Below are 18,004 nucleotides of genomic sequence, written 5' to 3'. Positions count from 1 at the left end.
CAGAAGCGCGAGAAGACCTTGAGCCTGTGATCTGCTAAAGCTGAACCAGACCCCGCCGGCTGGCGACGGAGATCGCTTCGGTCCGGCTTAGAACATTGAGCTTGTTGAAGATGCTGCGTAAATGCGACTTCACAGTCGTTTCGCTGATGTGCAGATTTAGGCCGATCTCCTTGTTCCCCTTGCCTTGCGCCAGCAGCGTCAGCACGTGCATCTCGCGGCCGCTGAGTTCTTCGCTGCTGACGGCAGCTGCAAGCTTTGCGACCAGCAGCGATGGGATACAGATTTCGCCTGCATGAACCTTACGAATGCAGTCGAGTAGATCTTCCCGCTGAGCGTCCTTCAGCAGGTAGCCACGGGCACCGGCTTTGATGGCGCGGGAAATCTCATGGTCCGTGTCGAAGGTCGTCAAAACGACAACGCGCGCAAAAGGATCCTGCTGCCTGATTTCGCCCATTGCCGCGACACCGTCGAGAACCGGCATACGCAGGTCGAGCAGCACGACGTCAGGATGCTGCTGTCGCCAAAAATCGACGGCATCACGGCCGGTTGCGGCTTCCGCGACAACCAGCATGTCCGGCTGACGGCCGATAATTGCCGCCAGACCTTCGCGCACTGTTACGTGGTCGTCAGCAATTAGAACCCTGATCTTGGCGGCTGGCGTGTTTTCGGGAGCAATGCTCATGACGTTCAAGCCTTCTGCGATGGCAAGGTGATGCGCACGGCCGTGCCCTTCGCCGCTGAGCTTTGAACAACGAGCCGACCGCCTATTCTTTCGACCCGCTCCCTGATTCCAAGCAAACCGTATCCATCATTCTTGCTCGAAGGATCAAAGCCGCGTCCGTCATCGGTCAGATCAAGGCAGACTTCTCCCGGTAGAAAGATCAGCTTGGCGACAACCAGTTTCGCCCGTGCATGACGCAAGGCGTTCGTAAGGATCTCCTGGCCGATACGAAACAGATTCTCTTCCGAATCGGGAGGCAGTGATCGTGGTGCGCCAAGCACCGCGAAATCCAGTTTCAGGCTCGTTCCTGCCGTCATCTTCGTGAATAACTCCGCCAGCGCTCCGCTGAGATTGCTGTCGGCCAATGCCTGCGGACGCAACGCGTGTACTGAACGCCGGGCTTCGTTAAGACTTTCGCGAGCCAGGCGGCGGGCGCGGTCCAGATGCTCTCCAGCTTCCGCAGAAAGCCCCCGCAGGTTTGCGTCCTCGGCGGCTTCCAACTGCACGATCACGCCCGTCAGCCCTTGGGCAAGAGTGTCGTGTATGTCGCGAGCGATGCGATTGCGTTCCGCGATCACGGCCGTTTCGCGGGTCTGAGTGGAAAGGCGCGCGAACTGGATCATCAGCATCACTTGGTTGGCCAAAGCCTGAGCAAGGTCCATCTCCTCCGTGCCAAACACCCGTTTCTCGACAAAGCGAAGACCGATCGCCCCTTCAAGATGGCCAGCGACGAACATTGGCACCAGCAACACAGTGATAATGCCCATCGGCAGCAGACGATCGCGCAGGGAAAATGCCGGGACCGTGCGGATGTCTTCAATGAGGCTGGGCTTACCCGTACGAAAGACCTCCGGCCAAGGCCAGCGCTCTTCCATCGGCAGCCACTTGTCCATTCCGGCGAACCGCGGATCGGCGCTGGTTACCACCCGGCCCTCTTCGAAGGCCATCTCGATGCCTATCATTCCAGTCGCGGGATCCCGTCGCCAGACGCTGATGCTATGAGCTCCGAATTGCTCGGTGATGATGCGCAGCACGTGTTCCACCAACTTGTCGGCGACGGGTTCCATCGCCAGTGCATCGAGCGTGCTCTTGAGTGCCTCGGCCTGGCCACGCGATACATTTTCTGAAGCACTGAGCGCCTGCTCTACGCGTTTACGCTCTTCGATGTCCGTATTCGTGCCGTACCATCGAATCACGGCGCCCGACTCGTCGAGTAGCGGCGCGCAGCGCAATAAAAACCATCGATACGCGCCGTCGAACCGGCGCATCCGCGCTTCATGCTCGTCTGGACGTGTCGACTTGATGATCTCGCCCCAATGTTCGATCAGGCCGGGGAGATCCTCCGGATGGATGACGCTTACCCAGTTCCAGCCCAACCCCTCCTCCATGCTGAGCCCGGTGTAGGCACACCATTGGCTGTTCAGAAATTCGACCGAACCGTCCGCTCGGCCGAACCAGATCAATCCGGGTGTCGTATCAGTCGCCAGCCGGAAGCCCGCCTCCCACTGCCGCCGGTCCGCATGGATACGAAGTGCCTCGTTCTCTTCGGTGAGCTGGGCTGAAATCTTCCGGCTGGCATCGAGCTCGCTCCTCGCATGGGCCAGTTCTTGCTCGAGCAGTTTCAGCTTCGCGCCAGCATCGTCAACCATTCCCCCAATTCTGTCCATGACGCGCCCTCGACTGTGGGACAGCAGCCTATCCACCCTTGGTTTCGCTCGGAACGAAAAAATCGTCCGCGCGCAGGGGCGGCGCGAGAAAAGGGCTGCTTCCTTCAATCCAGGTCAGATTCGGGCAATCCAATAGGAGCACGGAAACCTATTGTTCCCGAGGCCAGGTCGTCGGCCGGGCCGACACAGCTCGGTTCACATGCTCAAAGCTTCGGGAGAACAACATGCTCAAGATAGTGATAGCGGCGTTAGGCGTGATGCTTCTTACGTTGCCGGCGTCGGCTCGGATTGTCCCCTTTCCGTCTGAATTTAAGGCGCAGTCGATCGACACCAACGGCACCAGCCTTTACGTCCGAGTTGGCGGCAAGGGGCCTGCGGTGCTCTTGCTGCACGGCTTTGGCGACAGCGGCGACATGTGGGCGCCGCTCGCCGCCAGGCTGATGAAGGACCATACCGTAATCGTGCCGGACCTGCGCGGGCATGGGGCTCTCGGCCCATCCAGATACCGGTTACACCAAGAAAAACCAGGCGCTCGACATTGCCGGCATCCTGGATCATCTGAAGATCGACAAGGTGGATCTCGTCACCCACGACATCGGCAACATGGTCGGCTATGCCTTCGTCGCCCAGTATCGCGACCGCGTCACACACTGGGCCGTCATCGATGCGCCGCTGCCGGGCATCGGCGATTGGGAAAACATCATCCGCTTGCCGCTCTTGTGGCACTTCAACTTCCGTGGCCCCGACATGGAGCGATTGGTTGCGGGCAGAGAGCGCATCTATCTCGATCGCTTCTGGAATGAGCTGTCGGCGAACCCCAAGGCCATCGATGAAGCGACCCGTAAGCATTATTCGAAGCTCTACGCCCGACCGCGTGCCATGCACGATGCCTTCGAGCAGTTCGCCGCGTTCAACCAGGATGCGGCCGACAACAAGGAATTCGTCGAAAAGGGCGGCAAGGTTGCCATGCCGGTGCTGGCGTTGGGTGCAGAAAAATCCTTCGGCGCGGGTCAGGCGGATGTTCTGCGCTTTGTCGCAACCGATGTGACCGCCGGGATCATACCCGGCTCCGGACATTGGATCATGGAGGAGAATCCCGACGCCACGATAAAGCTGGTCACGGATTTTCTCGCCAGATAGCTGCCCGGCAACATGGCCAAGTACAGCACCTGAAGGCACAGACCCATGGCAAGCCGACCCACGCGCAATCCAGTCGAGGACCACCTCTTAACACCCAGCAACTGCGCCGTCGTGATCATCGACTATCAACCGGTCCAGGTAACCTCCGTAGTGTCAATGGACCGGCGGACCCTTGTCAGCAACATTGTAGCGCTGGCGAAGACGGCGAAACTCTATGATGTACCTGTCGTGTTGACGACAGTGAACGTCAATACCGGTCGCAACCAGCCTCTCATTCACCAACTGCGCGACATCTTCCCGGCCGTTGAAGCGATCGACCGCACCGCGATTAATGCATGGGAAGACAAGGACTTTGCCGACGCTGTCAGGGCAACCGGCCGAAAGAAGCTCGTTATGGCCGCTCTCTGGACCGAGGTCTGCCTGGCCTTTCCCGCGCTCGATGCATTGCGCGACGGTTTCGAGGTTTATGCAGTGGTCGATGCCGTCGGGGGCACCTCCATGGAGGCACACCGGGCCGGGCTCGAACGCATTCTGCAAGCAGGGGCGGTGCCCGTCAGCTGGGTTCAGTTCGCCTGCGAACTGCAGCGCGACTGGCTCCGCGAAAAGACGGTTCCGGCCTTCGCGGAAATCGTCTTCGCGGTCGAAGGACATTGAGCCGATATCTCCGAAAGCCTCAGCTTCGCGCTCGACGGGAGAAGAAAATGAACCAGGAAGTCCTCAACCCCGTCGATGATCGCTTCGAGAGCCGCGGCGGTTTGAAGATAGCTTTTCGGTCGTGGCGCCCATTCGCCAATCCGAACGGCGTCGCCGTTATCGTCCCCGGGTTCAATTCGCACAGCGGCTACTATGGTTGGGTGGCCGAGCAGTTCATAGGCGACGGGCTGGCCGTCTATGCCGTTGACCTGCGCGGACGCGGCAGGTCGGATGGCGAGCGCTTCTATGTCGACAGTTTCGACGACTATGTGAGCGACGTCGCGGGTGTCGTGGAGATCGCCAAGTCGCGGGAGCCCGGTCTGCCGGTGTTTCTGCTCGGACACAGTGCAGGCGGTGTGGTCGCCTGCCTCTACGCGCTGGAAAACCAAGCTGGGCTGGCGGGGCTGATCTGCGAGAGCTTCGCGTTCCAGGTGCCGGCGCCCGACTTCGCCCTTGCGGTGCTCAAGGGGCTTAGCCACATCGCGCCACACGCGCATGTCTTGCACCTCAAGAACGAGGATTTTTCTCGCGATCCGGCCGTCGTCGAGGCTATGAATGCCGATCCACTCATCGCCCATGAAACCCAGCCGACCAAAACAATTGCCGAGATGGTTCGCGCCGATGAGAAGCTCAAGGAGCAGTTCCCACTGATTAAGCTGCCCTTGCTCATCCTCCACGGCACGGCCGACAAGGCGACGAAACCGAGCGGCAGCCAACTCTTCTATGACACCGCCGGCGCCGTCGACAGGACGCTGAAGCTGTATGACGGCCATTTCCATGACCTCCTCAATGACAAGGATAAAGAGGTGGTCATGGCCGACATCAAAGGTTGGGTCGACGAACGTCTTTGAAATCGATGATCAACCTCAGGCGCCGGCGATCAGCGCCCGACTGTCCGGACATGGAGATTCGTCCCTCACTCCCAAACGGCTCGGCCTGCGACAGCAGAAGTTCGAAAACCGTCACTCCCTCCCGGTCGCCGCTAACAAGGAGATCATGCGAGCGTGACAGAGCCATGATCCGCTCACGAACCTGCCGCTCGAAAGCTGTGGGATTGTGCGCCGCTTGTTGGTTTCCCTGATCATCGAGGAATGACGCAATATTGGTTTTTTGACCCGGTGGTTGACTTCGCGCATCAACATTCGAATGCGATGCTCGTGCTCCTTCGTTGCCGTGCTATCCCGGGCGACTTTCGATGCGCCGATAATCTGCCCGGCATTTTGCGCACGGGCGATATCGTCAGCGAGCCTGGAACAATGTGAATGCCAATTCGGCGCCGATGCCGAGCGCTGTCCAAAACGACCAGGCCTCGCCGCCATGCCCGGAGGGCACCCTCAACGCCCCGAATCCAGGCCACTAGAGACTACTTGCCGTGACCTGTTGGAAATGGATCGGGTGCGGTGTGGAGCCTCGCAATGTCGTTGCCGTCCGTCGGCGGAGGCGCACCGCGGTGAGTCTCATCGTTAGAGCTCTCCTGCAGCTTCACCAGCAGGTAGCCGGGATAGCGGATGATCCGATCGAACTCTCGAGAAACGGTTTCCACGAACTTCATCACCCGGGGACTGCGGTGTCTTTGCGCTGGGTAGAGCGCATAGATGGATCGCTTCTCGGAACGCCAGTCGGGCAAGACGGGCACCAGCGCGCCTGCCGCCACTTCGTACTCAACGAAGAAATCCGGCAGGTAGCTGATCGCCGATCCTATCGCCGTGAAGTACTTCGTCATCCAATAGTCGTTGACCTTGAACTTGCCGATCGGCTTCGCCTCGGCAATGGCCTTGTCTTTGCGAAGCCGCCATCGTTCGACCACGCTGTTGCGCATGTAAACCACGCCGTTCAGCCGCTCGATGTCGGCAATGGTTTCCGGCGTTCCGTGCCGGGCCAGAAAGTCGGGGCTGGCATACAATGCGTAGGAGATGGCGCCCAGGGTTCGACGCATCAGGGCCGAGTTTGGAGGCTCGCCAACATAGATCATGCGGTCGAAATCGAAGTCCCCCACGATAAGCTTGTCGTTCGGGATGATCTTCACGTCTACATCGATGTTCGGGTTATCGCGCAGGAGGAAGTGCGCCGCAGCGCCGATGATTGCCGTCCCAAATTCGGAACTGGCAATAACACGGACACTCCCGCTGATGGACGAGTGAGCGCGCTGTGCAGCGCTGGCCGCGTTATCGCAGCTGTCGAAAATGGCCGTACAATTGTCGAGATACTCCCTCCCGGCGTCCGTAAGTTCCAGCCCTCTGCGCCTGCGCACGAACAGCTCTACCTGAAGCGCATCCTCCAATGTCTGCAAATAATGGCTGAGCGTCGACTTGGGAACGCTATAGGTGTCCGCCGCTCTCGATATGCTTCCAGCGCGGGCAATCTGAACAAAGCAGCGTATGTCCTTCAGTTCATAAGACGGATTGGCTTCCATGTTCAAAATCCCGAACGGAGGGTTCGATGATGCGATCTGTTGTCGATTAAGAGCTCAGCTTACCGTCCTCGACGCTGCCGAGAGTCAGGGATTTGGCGGCGGGAAACTGGTGCAGCGATGATCGTTTGGCAACACGGCAGATTGGCAATTTTGACGTACTGACGTGCATCTATCATGGATAGAGGATAGAGGATCGAGGCCGCCTGCTCTTCCGAATATTGCTCGTTCCAAAATCGAAAATCCGCCACTCGACCCGCGGCTGGCTCAATGTCACGCGGCTTGCTGGGATTTCACAAATGTGAATTGGATGGGAACCGGGCACTCGCAACTAACGTTGGGTTTTGACGTGGGATTAGGCGAATACATTTTAGGTGAAGCTAAAGGATGACTTGTGTTACAGGCTAAAATGGCATGACTTCTTCGGAATGCGGTCTAGATGCTGGTCCTCCTTCCGCCGATGCCGATCTGGAATCCGTACTTTCGAGGGCCGACGGCTTGGCGATAGCGACCAGGCGGGGAACAACCGCGTATTCACTGATGCCACCCGGATCGTACACGTTTCCAGCCCGCCACCATGTCGTATACATCGGCCTCGAACCCGCGCCGGGCACATGCGCGAGACTGGGCAATGGCAAGTCCGAGCGTTATGACGCTCCGGCAGGGAGCGTCATCTTGAAGCCGGCGCATCTCGAAGCTCGCCTGCATTTGTCGGAGACGCGCGAAAGTTCGATTATCGTCTACCCTGAAAACAGCCTGAAGGAACTTGCGAGACAACAGTTCGGCACTGAACAGGTCGAGTTGAAGCCTCCGCCCCTCGGCACGCTCGATCACACCGCCCTGCGTGTCGGACAATTGCTCAAGGCCGAACTTACCAAGGATCAGGGCGCCGCCGAATTTTATGTCGAGCACCTCATCGCCATTCTCGGACTTCATATCCTTCATGCCTACACATCGCGGGACAGGGAACCCGAGCAGCTCAAAGGCGGGCTGACACGAAAAGCGGCGCGCACTGTGGAGGACTTCCTGAGGGCAAACCTTGCCCGGAAAATCACCGTCGACGAGTTGGCGACGCTTGCCAATCTTTCGCCAAATCATTTCATCCAGGCCTTCAGCCGAACCTTTGGGAAGTCGCCGCATCGCTATCTTTTGGATCTGCGGCTGGATCACGCAACGCGGCTGCTTTCTGAGGGAGACGCGACCATAACGGACGTCGCCTATCTCAGCGGGTTCTCCAGTCAGAGCCATTTGACGGCTGCGATGAAGAAATATCGGGGGACAACCCCGACGCGCTTCCGCTCCTCGATCTGAAATCGTCGAACCGAGGGTCGTTCATTAAAGCTATATTAGCCTTACGGAATAACAACTTGTGCTATTCGAGTAACACTTTTGTCTAAGTTGCGCTTCACGCACCGATCGTCCGGAAGTTTTTACAAAACACCGGGCTTTTCTGAAATACGCAACGTACAGTTCATGCATTCCTCTTGCGTTGCACCCTGATTCCGTCAGGGAATATTATGATTTTCTAATGCAAGGGGGGGGATATATGGCTGGGTTGGCCTGCGGCGAGACGATCCCCGACTATGTGGAATCCGGCGATAGCGCCGGGGACCGAAGGTTGAAAGCTGACACCCCGCATCCCGGACGCGCATCCTCCCAGGCGCGGTCGGGCCGCGCGGGGCAGCCCAAGGCGAAAGACGCCATTTTCTCGCGGTTGCTGCGCGGCGGCCGCATGACCAAATGGAAAGGCGAGGCGGCGAGCTATGCGCCGAATCTTGCCCACATGATCGCATCTGCTCCTCGTCTGCGCAGCGCCGCCGTCCTGCTCACGTTCCTCACAGGCCTTGCGGCCAACCCGGCCGGCGCCGCGGATCTCTACTGGGATGCGGATGGCTCTGGGCTCCAGCTTGGCGGCACCGGAACCTGGAACACCGCGGCGCCGCCGCTCTGGAACACGACCGGCAATGCCACGGCCGGCCCGTTCGTCATCTGGAACAATGGCACTCCGGACAACGCCATCTTTGCCGGCACGGCGGGGACGGTCACGCTCGGCGCGCCGATAACGGCTGGCAGCCTCACCTTCAACGTCAGCGGCTATACCATTGCAGGCGGCACGCTGACCCTCGGCGGCGGGACGCCGACAATCACGGCAACGGGCAACGCCACCATAAGCTCCATTATCGCCGGGTCGGGGGGCCTGACCAAGGCGGGTGGCGGCACTTTGAGCCTGACTGGCGTGAACACCTTCACGGGCGGCATCACAGTCAGCGCTGGCGGATTTGCCATAAATGCCGATGCAGCGCTCGGCGCTGCCGCCAATGGTATATTCGCGGCAGCGGGCACCTCCCTGACCTTCAATGGCAGTCTCAACGCAAGCCGCGTCGTCACGCTGGGAGCGGGCGGTCAAGTGACCGTGACAGGGGCGGGTGCGGCGGCGGCTCGTTATACCGGCAGCGGCGGGATCGTCGCAGCAACGCTGACGAATGCCGCCAATGACTATACCGGCCCCACGACGCTGAGGAGCAGCAGCAGCGTCTCCTTTTCTTCGATTGGCAATCTAGGCCAAGCAAGCGCATTGGGCGCACCCACGACCGCCGCGAATGGAACCGTGCTCATCATGACCGGCTCGGGCGGTGACCAGTACGGGGACAGCGCCAGCTATACTGGCGGAGCGGCCAGCACCGACCGCGGCTTCGAGCTGCGGCCTGGTCCGATCAGTGGCGCAACCCTTACCTTCCGCAATTCGGGCAGCGGAATGCTGACCATTAACGGCGGCATTGCGCTCACCAGCGCCGGCAGCAACAGCGGCAGCAACTCGGTTAGCTTCTCCGCCGATTCTGCCGATCTCCAGCTCCTCGGGGTGATCAGCAGCAGCAGTGGTCGATTCGTTAACTTCACTGGCACCAGCAATGCCAGGACCATCACACTGGGTGACGCCAATACTTTCGGGGGCACGGCCGGAATCGGTGCCGTCACAGTTAAGGCCGGTACGCTGGCGAATGCGGGCGTAAACAGCTCGCTCGGGGCGGGTGCCTCGATAAGCTTGGGCAACGGCAGTGTTCTCAGTTATACCGGCGGTGCAGTTGGTCTTGACCGGACGTGGTCCGTGTCGGGCACGGCGACACTGCAGAGCGACGGTACGGGAGCGCTGACTCTCAATGGCGCGACGACGCTCGCCGCCGGCTCCACCTTCACGCTTGGGGGCAGCTACACCGGATCCGACAATACGGTCTCCGGGGTGATCTCCGGCTCAGGCGGTCTCGCCAGCATTGGCAACGCGACCTGGGTGCTCACCGGCGCCAATACCCGCACGGGCGCCATCACCGTCAACGGAGGAACGCTGCGTGCGGGCAGCGCCTCAGCCTTCGGTACGATAACCGGCATAACGACCAATGGCGGCACGCTGGACCTAAACGGGTTCAACATGTCCGCGACCTCGCTTGTGGGCACGGGCGGCGCGGTCGCGATGGGGAGCGGCAACCTTACCGTCAGTCTGGGCACCGGGGTCAGCAACACCTATGGTGGCAGCATCACCGGCACCGGCGGCAGCCTGACCAAGCTCGGCGCAGGCACGCTGACGTTGACGGGCGCCAGCACCTACACGGGCGCAACAACGATCGGCGGCGGAACCCTGGCGCTCGACTTCTCGCCGGCCGGAGGGCCAACCAGCAATATCATCTCGGCGTCTTCCGCCCTCGTCATGAACGGTGGGACGGTCAAGGTCACCGGTGCGGCAGGCGAGACTAATCTTCAGAGCTTCGGCGGCCTCACGATCACGACGGGCAACAACACAGTGAGCGCCACCTCCGGCACCGGCGGCAGCACCACTGTCAGTCTCGGGGCCATCACCCGCACGGGCGGCCTCGCCAATTTCGTCCTGCCTACAGTAGGCGCGGTCACTACGACCGGTCCCGACCGGGCGCTTGGCGGCTGGGCGACTGTCAACGGCTCGGACTATGCCAAGGTGGTGGGGGGCAACATCGTTGCCTTCACCGCGGCCGACTACGTCAACCAGGACAATGCCAGCCTGTGGCAGACCAACCAGATCCTAAGCGACGCCGGCGGAGCGGCGAACACGCCCTTCTTCAACACGGTCGGCGCCAGCATCCAGATCGGGGGGCTCCAATATACCGCGGCCGCGAACTCGACGGTGACCGTGGCGAGTGGCCAGACCCTCGGCATTGACGGCACCATCATCGTCGCGCCCTCGGTGGGCGCGGCTAACCAGACCATCACCGGCGGCTCGATGACGGGCACGCTCGGCGGCGGCGTGCTGGGCGTCCAGCAGAACGGTACCGGCACCTTTACCATTGCGTCGACGATCGTAGACAACACGGGCGCGGTAGGCTTCAGCAAGGCCGGGACGGGCAAGGTGGTGCTGTCCGGTAGCAATACCTATACCGGCGCCACCACCGTGAGCCAGGGTACCCTCTCGATCAACTCGGTCGCCAATGGCGGTCTCGCCAGCGCCATCGGTGCTTCGACGTCCGCTTCATCGAACCTGATGATCCAGGGCGCCACACTGGAATATACCGGGACGGGCGCCTCCACCGATCGCGGCTTCACCATCGCACGCGCCGGCGCCATCACATCGAGCACGATCAAGGTCACGAATGCCGCCGCCAACCTGACCTTCTCCGGGCAGGTGGTGAGCCCCGATGGTGCGGATTTCATCAAAGACGGTCCCGGCACGCTGACGCTTGCCGGGAGCAACAACAGCTATACCGGCACCATCACCGTCAACAGTGGCACGCTTGCGGTGACCACCCTCGCCAATGGCGGGACCAACAGCTCCATCGGCGCGTCCAGCAACGCCTCGTCCAACCTGGTCCTGCAGAACGGCGGGAAGCTGGGTTATATCGGCACCACCGCCAGCAGCGACCGCGGCTTCACACTTGGTACGGGCGGCGGCGGCATCGATGTCGCGCAGGCGACCACGACCCTGACTGTGAGCGGGGTGGCCACTGGCGCGGGCAGCCTCACCAAAACGGGCTCCGGCACCTTGGTGCTGTCGGGCACGAACACCTATACCGGCGGCACCACGGTGAGCGCCGGCATCTTGCGCGCCGGATCGGCCCAGGCCTTCGGCGGCGACGCCGCCGGAACGGGCGCTGGCGCCATGACTGTGGCCAGCGGTGCGACAGTGGACCTCGCCGGCAACAGCGTCTTCGTCGGTGGGCTCAATGGCGCCGGCAACGTCACCCTGGGCTCGGGGACCCTCAAGATCAACAGCAACGGCAATTTCACCGGCACGATCGGCGGCACGGGCGGGGTCAGCATAACTGGCGGAACACAGACCTTCAGCGGCTGCGGCAACACCTATGCCGGGGCCACCACGCTGAGCGGCAACAGCGTTCTGAACGTCGGCTGCCTGGCGAATGGCGGCGAGCTGAGCGACATTGGGACCTCCGGCAGCGCCTCGAGCAATCTCGTCTTTAGCAATGGCGCCCTGAACTATACCGGCGGGACGGCATCGACCAATCGTGGCTTCATGCTCCAGGGAGGAACGGGCGCCATTGGTGTGGCGAACGCCGCCACCATGCTGACCTTCAGCGGGCTGGCCACAGGTCTCGGTATGCTCCGCAAAGACGGTCCCGGTACGCTGATATTGTCCGGCACCAACGATTACAGCGGCGGAACGACGATTACCGGCGGCATCTTGAGAGCCGGTTCGACCAGCGCCTTCGGCACGGGCGCCATGACGGTGAACAGTGGCGCGACGCTCGATCTCGCCGGCAACAACAACACGGTGCTCGGGCTCAACGGCGGCGGCAGCGTGACTCTCGGATCGGGCACGCTGACCCTAAGTGACGGGTTCAACCTCACTTTCAGCGGCGCGATGAGCGGCGCCGGCGGGCTCGTGAAGAACGGCACGCGCACGCAGACGCTCTCCGGCTGTAGCAGCAGCTACGACGGCGGCACAACGATCAATGGGGGCGTTCTTGCGGTCACCTGCCTGAACAATGGCGGCATCGCAAGCTCGATAGGCGATTCCAGCGCTGCGGCAACCAACCTGGTGCTCAATGGCGGCACGCTGCAATATATCGGCGCCGCCGGCAGCACGGACCGCCAGTTCACGCTTGGGGCCAGCGGCGGCACTCTCGATGCCTCCGGCACAGGCGCGATCAATTTCACCAGCACGACGCCGGTCACATTGTCGGGAACGGGCAACCGCACGCTCACGCTCGCCGGCAGCAACACGGCCAACAACTCGCTTTCTGCCCGCATCGACGATCCATCCGGGGGCGTCACGTCGCTGACGAAGTCCGGTGCCGGCACGTGGGTCTTGAACAACACGACCAGCACCTATACCGGCGTCACCACGATCAGCGGCGGCGTGCTTGCGGTGAGCAAGCTGGCCAACGGCGGCCAGGCGAGCTCGATCGGGCAGTCGTCGAACCTGGCATCCAACCTCGTGATCGGCAGCGGCTCGACGCTACGCTATACGGGCGCTGGCGACGAGACGGATCGCCTGTTCACATTGCAGACCGGCATCAGCTTCATCGAGTCCTCGGGCACCGGCGCGATCGTCTTCAAGAACACCGGTTCGGCCGCCTATACCGGCAGCGGCAACCGCACGCTGGCGCTGGGCGGCACCAATACCGGGCTCAACACGATGGGCGGCACCATCATCGATGGCCCCGGCGGCACGACCACACTCGCCAAGAACGACAGCGGCACCTGGGTCCTCACCGGCAACAACACCTTCACCGGCAACACGGTCGTCAATGACGGTAATCTGATCATCGGCAATGGTGGCACCAGCGGCAATGCCGGCGCAGGCAACGTCATCGTCGCCAACGCGACCTCCACGCTGTCCTTCAACCGCTCCGACAGCTTCAGCTTCACGGGCACGCTGAGCGGTGCCGGCAACATCGCCCAAATCGGCACCGGCACGACAATCCTCACTTCGGCAACAAACGCGATCGGCGGCAGCACACGGATCGACGCCGGCACATTGCAGGTGAACGGCAGCCTGACGAGCAGCGGGGGGATTACGATCAACGCTGGCACGCTGCAGAGCAACGGAGGGGGCGCCTCCATAACCACGCCGACGATCACGATGAACTCCGGCTCGAAGCTCAACGTCGGCGGCGGCACGGTCCAGGCAGCCGGTGGCACGCAGACGCTGTTCACGGGCGGGACCGGCGGCGCCACGATCAACTTCACTGGCGGCACGTTGCTCGGCAACGGCACGCTGGGCGGAGGCGGCAACATTGTCAATCTCGCCGCCGGTTCGCTCAATACCGGCGCAGCCGCATTGAATCTCGGCAGCGGCAACGACACTTTCCTGTTGAGCGGTCTTGCGACGATCGCCGGAGTCGGGGTGGACGGCGGCGGCGGCTCCGACACGCTGCAGGTGACCACAACCTTCAGCCGTACGCTCAATGGCGCTCAGATTACCGGTTTCGAAAGCTTGAACAAGCAAGGCGCCGCCACCCTCACGCTGACGGGCGATCACAGCTACACGTCCGGTACGACGATTTCGGCCGGCACGCTGCAGATCGGCAATGGCGGGGTGGCCGGCGCGCTGGCGACGCCGAATGTGACCAACAACGGCACGCTCGCCTTCAATCTGAATAACAATTATACATTCGACAGCGCCATCTCCGGCAGTGGCGTGGTCAACAAGCTCGGCACCGGCACCACCACGCTAACCGGAACCAACACCTATATCGGCGCGACGAACGTCAATGCCGGGACATTGCTGATCAACGGCAACCAGTCGGGTGCTATCGGCCAGACTACTGTCGCGAGCGGGGCGACGCTCGGCGGCACCGGCACGATCGGCGGCAGCGTCACCGTGGCCGACGGCGGCACGCTCGCTCCCGGCGGCGCGGGCAATGCGCCCGGCACGCTCACCATCGGCGGCAACCTGACGCTCAACAACACGTCGGCCGTCAACGTCAATTTCGGCCAGGCGAACGTGCCGGGCGGACCGCTCAACGATCTCATCAATGTCGGCGGCAACCTGACGCTCGACGGCACGCTCAACATCACGCAGACGCCGGGCGGCACCTTCGGGCCAGGCGTCTATCGCATCCTCAACTATGGCGGTTCGCTGACGAATAACGGACTGAACGTCACGTCACCCGATTATTTCGTGCAGACCGCGGTCGCCAACCAGGTCAACCTCGTCAATTCCGCGGGGCTGACGCTCAGCTTTTGGGACGGCAATGCCGGCCCCCATTCCAACGGTGCGGTGGATGGCGGCAGCGGCACCTGGCGGGCGGCCGGCGACCAGAACTGGACCGATGCCAGCGGCACCTTCGCCGCGCCCTTCGCCAACGCCAGCTTCGCCATCTTCCAGGGTGCCGCCGGGACCGTCACGGTCGACAACACGAATGGCCAGGTGCAGGCGGCGGGCATGCAGTTCGCCACCGGCGGCTATCTCATCCAGGGCGGCGACGTCGCTTTGGTCGGGCCGCAATCGACTATCCGCGTCGGCGACGGCACTGCAGCCGGTGCGGCCTATGTGGCGACGATCACCTCGAACCTCACCGGAAGCAGCCAGCTGCTGAAGACGGAGCTCGGCACGCTGGTGCTGTCCGGCACCAACAGCTACAGCGGCGGCACCGCGATCAATGGCGGCACGGTTCAGGTCGCGTCGGACGGCAATCTCGGCGCGGCTGCCGGCGGTCTTTCGCTGAACGGCGGCACGCTGCACACGACGGCGGATATTACTTCTGCCCGCGCCGTGACCCTCAATGTCGGCGGCGGCACCTTCGACACCGACAGCGCGACCAAGCTGACGCTGACCAACACCGTGAGCGGCGCCGGGACCTTGACCAAGGAGGGTGGCGGCACGCTGGTTCTCAGCGGCGCCAACAGCTACCAGGGCGGCACCGTCATCAATGGCGGCACGGTCCAGATCACCGCCGATGCCAATCTCGGCGACGCAGCCGGCAAGGTCACCTTCAATGGCGGCACGCTCTACCAGCAGGGCGCGGCCAGCATCGTCGCCAGCCGCGACGCGACGCTTCAGGTGGGCGGCGGGACGTTCCAGGTCGACAGCACTGTGCAGTGGGAAGGCGCGATCGACGGCGCGGGCGCGCTCACCAAGACCGGCGCTGGCGCGCTGATCCTCGGCGCCGACAACAGCTATGCCGGCGGCACGACGATTGCGAGCGGCATCCTGATGCTGGGCACCGGCGGCACCACGGGCTCCATCTTGGGCGACGTGGTCGATAACGGTACCCTCAGCTTCAACCGCTCCGACCTCTATACCTTCGGCGGCACGATCTCGGGCAACGGCGGCGTCACCCAGGACGGGACCGGCAACACCGTGCTCACGGCCGACAACACTTACGGCGGCAGCACCCTAATTGTCGGCGGCGGCGGGCTCTATATCGATGGCGACCAGAGCGCAGCGACCGGGCTGACCAACGTCAACAACGGCACACTGGGCGGCAATGGTATCATCGGCGGCGATGTGTTCGTCGATGTCGCGGGGACATTGGCTCCTGGTGCGCTTAGCCCGACGCCCGGCACGCTCACCATCCACGGCAACCTCGAACTGGCCGACGGCTCGAACCTTGATTACTCGTTCGGCCAAGCCGGCGTGGTCGGCGGCGCCTACAACGACCTCACGGTCGTCCACGGCAATCTGGCGCTCGACGGCACGATCAACGTGACGGAAGCGCCCGGCGGCAATTTCGGCCCGGGTATCTATCGCGTCATCAGCTACGACGGCGCTCTGACTGACAACGGGCTTGATACCACGTCGAGCGATCACGTGGTGCAGACCTCGGTCGCAGGCCAGGTGAACCTGGTCGACATCAGCGCGATGACCCTCAACTTCTGGGACGGCGATGCCGGGCCGAAGGCCAATGATGGCGTTGACGGCGGCAACGGCACCTGGCGGGCGGCCGGCGACGACAACTGGACCGGCTCCGACGGCGACATAAACGCCGCCTTCTCGAACGGCAGCTTCGCAATTTTCGCAGGTAGCGCTGGCACGGTGACGGTCGACAACACCAATGGCCAGGTGCAGGCCGCGGGCATGCAGTTCGCTACCGACGGCTACTTGGTCCAGGGACAAGACATCGAGCTGGTCGGGTCACAGGCCACGATCCGCGTCGGCGACGGCACCCTGCCGGGTGCAGACTACACGGCAACTATCAATTCGAATCTCACCGGTGTGAGCCAACTGGTGAAAACTGATCTCGGCACGCTGGTGCTCGGCGGCGCCAACAGCTACAGCGGCGGCACCGCCATCCATAGCGGCACGTTGCAGGTTTCGGCTGACGCCAATCTCGGCGATGCGGCGGGCGTATTGTCATTCGACAATGGCGCGACCCTGCGAAACACCGCCGCGTTCGGCTCGGCGCGTAACGTCACGCTCAATGCCGGCGGCGGCACGTTCCAGACCGATGCCGATCTCACGCTTTCCGGCGTGGTCGGCGGCACGGGCGGCTTCACCAAGCGGGGCGGGGCGGCGCTGACGCTGACCGGCGCCAGCGCCTATGCCGGGCCGACCACGGTGACGGCAGGCGGGCTCTATATCGACGGCGACAACAGCCTGGCCACAGGGATTACTTCGGTCGGTATCGGCGCCACGCTTGGCGGCAAGGGCATTATCGGCGGCAACGTGGTGGTCGCCGACGGCGCGACACTCTCGCCGGGATCGGCCGATGGCACGCCGGGAACGCTGGCGATCGCCGGCGATCTGACGCTCTCCGGCGGCTCGATCCTCACCTACAGCTTCGGCCAGGCGAATATCGCCGGCGGGGCTCTCAACGATCTGACCACCGTCGGCGGCGATCTCGTGCTCGACGGCACGCTCAATGTCACTGTCTCGCCGGGTGGAACCTTCGGCCCCGGTATCTACCGCGTGTTCGATTACAGCGGGACCTTGACCAATAACGGGCTGTCCGTCGGCTCCATCCCGTCCTCGAACTACTTCGTGCAGACGTCCGTCGATCATCAGGTGAACCTGGTCAACGCAAACGGACTGAACCTGAACTATTGGGACGGCGATGCCGGTCCGAAGTTCGACGGCACGATCAATGGCGGCAACGGCACCTGGCAGAGCTCTTCGGGCAACGACAACTGGACCGAAGACACCGGGTCGATCAACGCAGCCTATTCGGACAGCGCCTTCGCCATCTTCGCCGGCCAGGCCGGCACGGTGACGGTGGACAACGGGCTCGGCCAGGTAACGGCCGCCGGCATGCAGTTCTCGACCGACGGTTATGTCATCCAGGGCGGCGATATCGGCCTTCTCGGGCCGCAGTCGACGATCCGGGTCGGCGACGGCACCAACGCGGGTGCGGGCTATACGGCCACGATCGCCTCGGCGTTCACCGGCAGTGCCCAGCTGGTGAAGACGGATGCCGGAACGCTGGTGCTGGCCGGCACCAATAGCTACAC

The 18,004-nt window shown here is 62.6% G+C and carries 8 protein-coding genes and 1 pseudogene; 5 read left to right on the top strand and 4 right to left on the bottom strand.

Annotated elements, in window-relative coordinates; genetic code table 11:
- Window positions 1-34: 34 nt before the first annotated feature.
- Both LB529_RS26765 and LB529_RS26760 read right to left on the bottom strand, forming a co-directional pair.
- Window positions 35-682 carry a response regulator gene (locus LB529_RS26765; RefSeq protein ID WP_095765745.1) on the bottom strand — a complete coding sequence of 216 codons (648 nt, stop codon included), beginning with the start codon at window positions 680-682 and terminating at the stop codon, window positions 35-37.
- A 5-nt stretch (window positions 683-687) separates the two neighbouring features.
- Window positions 688-2,370, bottom strand: coding sequence for a histidine kinase (locus LB529_RS26760; RefSeq protein ID WP_224712770.1), 1,683 nt, complete (start codon window positions 2,368-2,370; stop codon window positions 688-690).
- A 242-nt stretch (window positions 2,371-2,612) separates the two neighbouring features.
- On the opposite strand from LB529_RS26760, the pseudogene LB529_RS26755 reads away from it, so the two are divergent.
- The 3 genes and pseudogenes from LB529_RS26755 (at window position 2,613) to LB529_RS26745 (ending at window position 5,072) form a co-directional block, all read left to right on the top strand.
- Window positions 2,613-3,528: pseudogene (locus tag LB529_RS26755) on the top strand (alpha/beta fold hydrolase).
- A gap of 111 nt (window positions 3,529-3,639) precedes the next feature.
- Complete coding sequence (locus tag LB529_RS26750) at window positions 3,640-4,182, top strand: hydrolase (RefSeq protein ID WP_318012139.1); 543 nt, start codon at window positions 3,640-3,642, stop codon at window positions 4,180-4,182.
- 47 nt (window positions 4,183-4,229) lie between these two features.
- Window positions 4,230-5,072: an alpha/beta hydrolase gene (locus LB529_RS26745; RefSeq protein ID WP_224712769.1), complete on the top strand. Its 843-nt coding sequence runs from the start codon at window positions 4,230-4,232 to the stop codon at window positions 5,070-5,072.
- Here the strand turns inward: LB529_RS26745 and LB529_RS29160 are convergent.
- Window positions 5,044-5,238 carry an HWE histidine kinase domain-containing protein gene (locus LB529_RS29160; protein WP_318012583.1) on the bottom strand — a complete coding sequence of 65 codons (195 nt, stop codon included), beginning with the start codon at window positions 5,236-5,238 and terminating at the stop codon, window positions 5,044-5,046. The genes LB529_RS26745 and LB529_RS29160 overlap by 29 nt on opposite strands.
- A 346-nt stretch (window positions 5,239-5,584) precedes the next feature.
- Window positions 5,585-6,634 (bottom strand): LysR family transcriptional regulator, encoded by a 1,050-nt coding sequence (locus tag LB529_RS26735; protein WP_224712768.1) that lies wholly within the window; start codon window positions 6,632-6,634, stop codon window positions 5,585-5,587.
- A 672-nt stretch (window positions 6,635-7,306) separates the two neighbouring features.
- On the opposite strand from LB529_RS26735, the gene LB529_RS26730 reads away from it, so the two are divergent.
- Complete coding sequence (locus LB529_RS26730; protein WP_224545078.1) at window positions 7,307-7,942, top strand: helix-turn-helix domain-containing protein; 636 nt, start codon at window positions 7,307-7,309, stop codon at window positions 7,940-7,942.
- Between the two features lie 235 nt (window positions 7,943-8,177).
- Window positions 8,178-18,004: autotransporter-associated beta strand repeat-containing protein (locus LB529_RS26725; protein WP_224712767.1), on the top strand; the 9,827-nt coding region annotated here is incomplete at its 3' end.

This window comes from Mesorhizobium sp. CA5, from assembly GCF_020165105.1.
Lineage (GTDB): Bacteria > Pseudomonadota > Alphaproteobacteria > Rhizobiales > Rhizobiaceae > Mesorhizobium.
This window is presented reverse-complemented; position numbering and strand designations above follow the sequence as displayed.

Bases quoted from the DNA above. Each gene is read 5' to 3' on its own strand.
- LB529_RS26765 (WP_095765745.1), bottom strand. From the start codon at position 682: ATGAGCATTGCTCCCGAAAACACGCCAGCCGCCAAGATCAGGGTTCTA.
- LB529_RS26760 (WP_224712770.1), bottom strand. From the start codon at position 2,370: ATGGTTGACGATGCTGGCGCGAAGCTGAAACTGCTCGAGCAAGAACTG.
- LB529_RS26745 (WP_224712769.1), top strand. From the start codon at position 4,230: ATGAACCAGGAAGTCCTCAACCCCGTCGATGATCGCTTCGAGAGCCGC.
- LB529_RS29160 (WP_318012583.1), bottom strand. From the start codon at position 5,238: ATGGCTCTGTCACGCTCGCATGATCTCCTTGTTAGCGGCGACCGGGAG.
- LB529_RS26735 (WP_224712768.1), bottom strand. From the start codon at position 6,634: ATGGAAGCCAATCCGTCTTATGAACTGAAGGACATACGCTGCTTTGTT.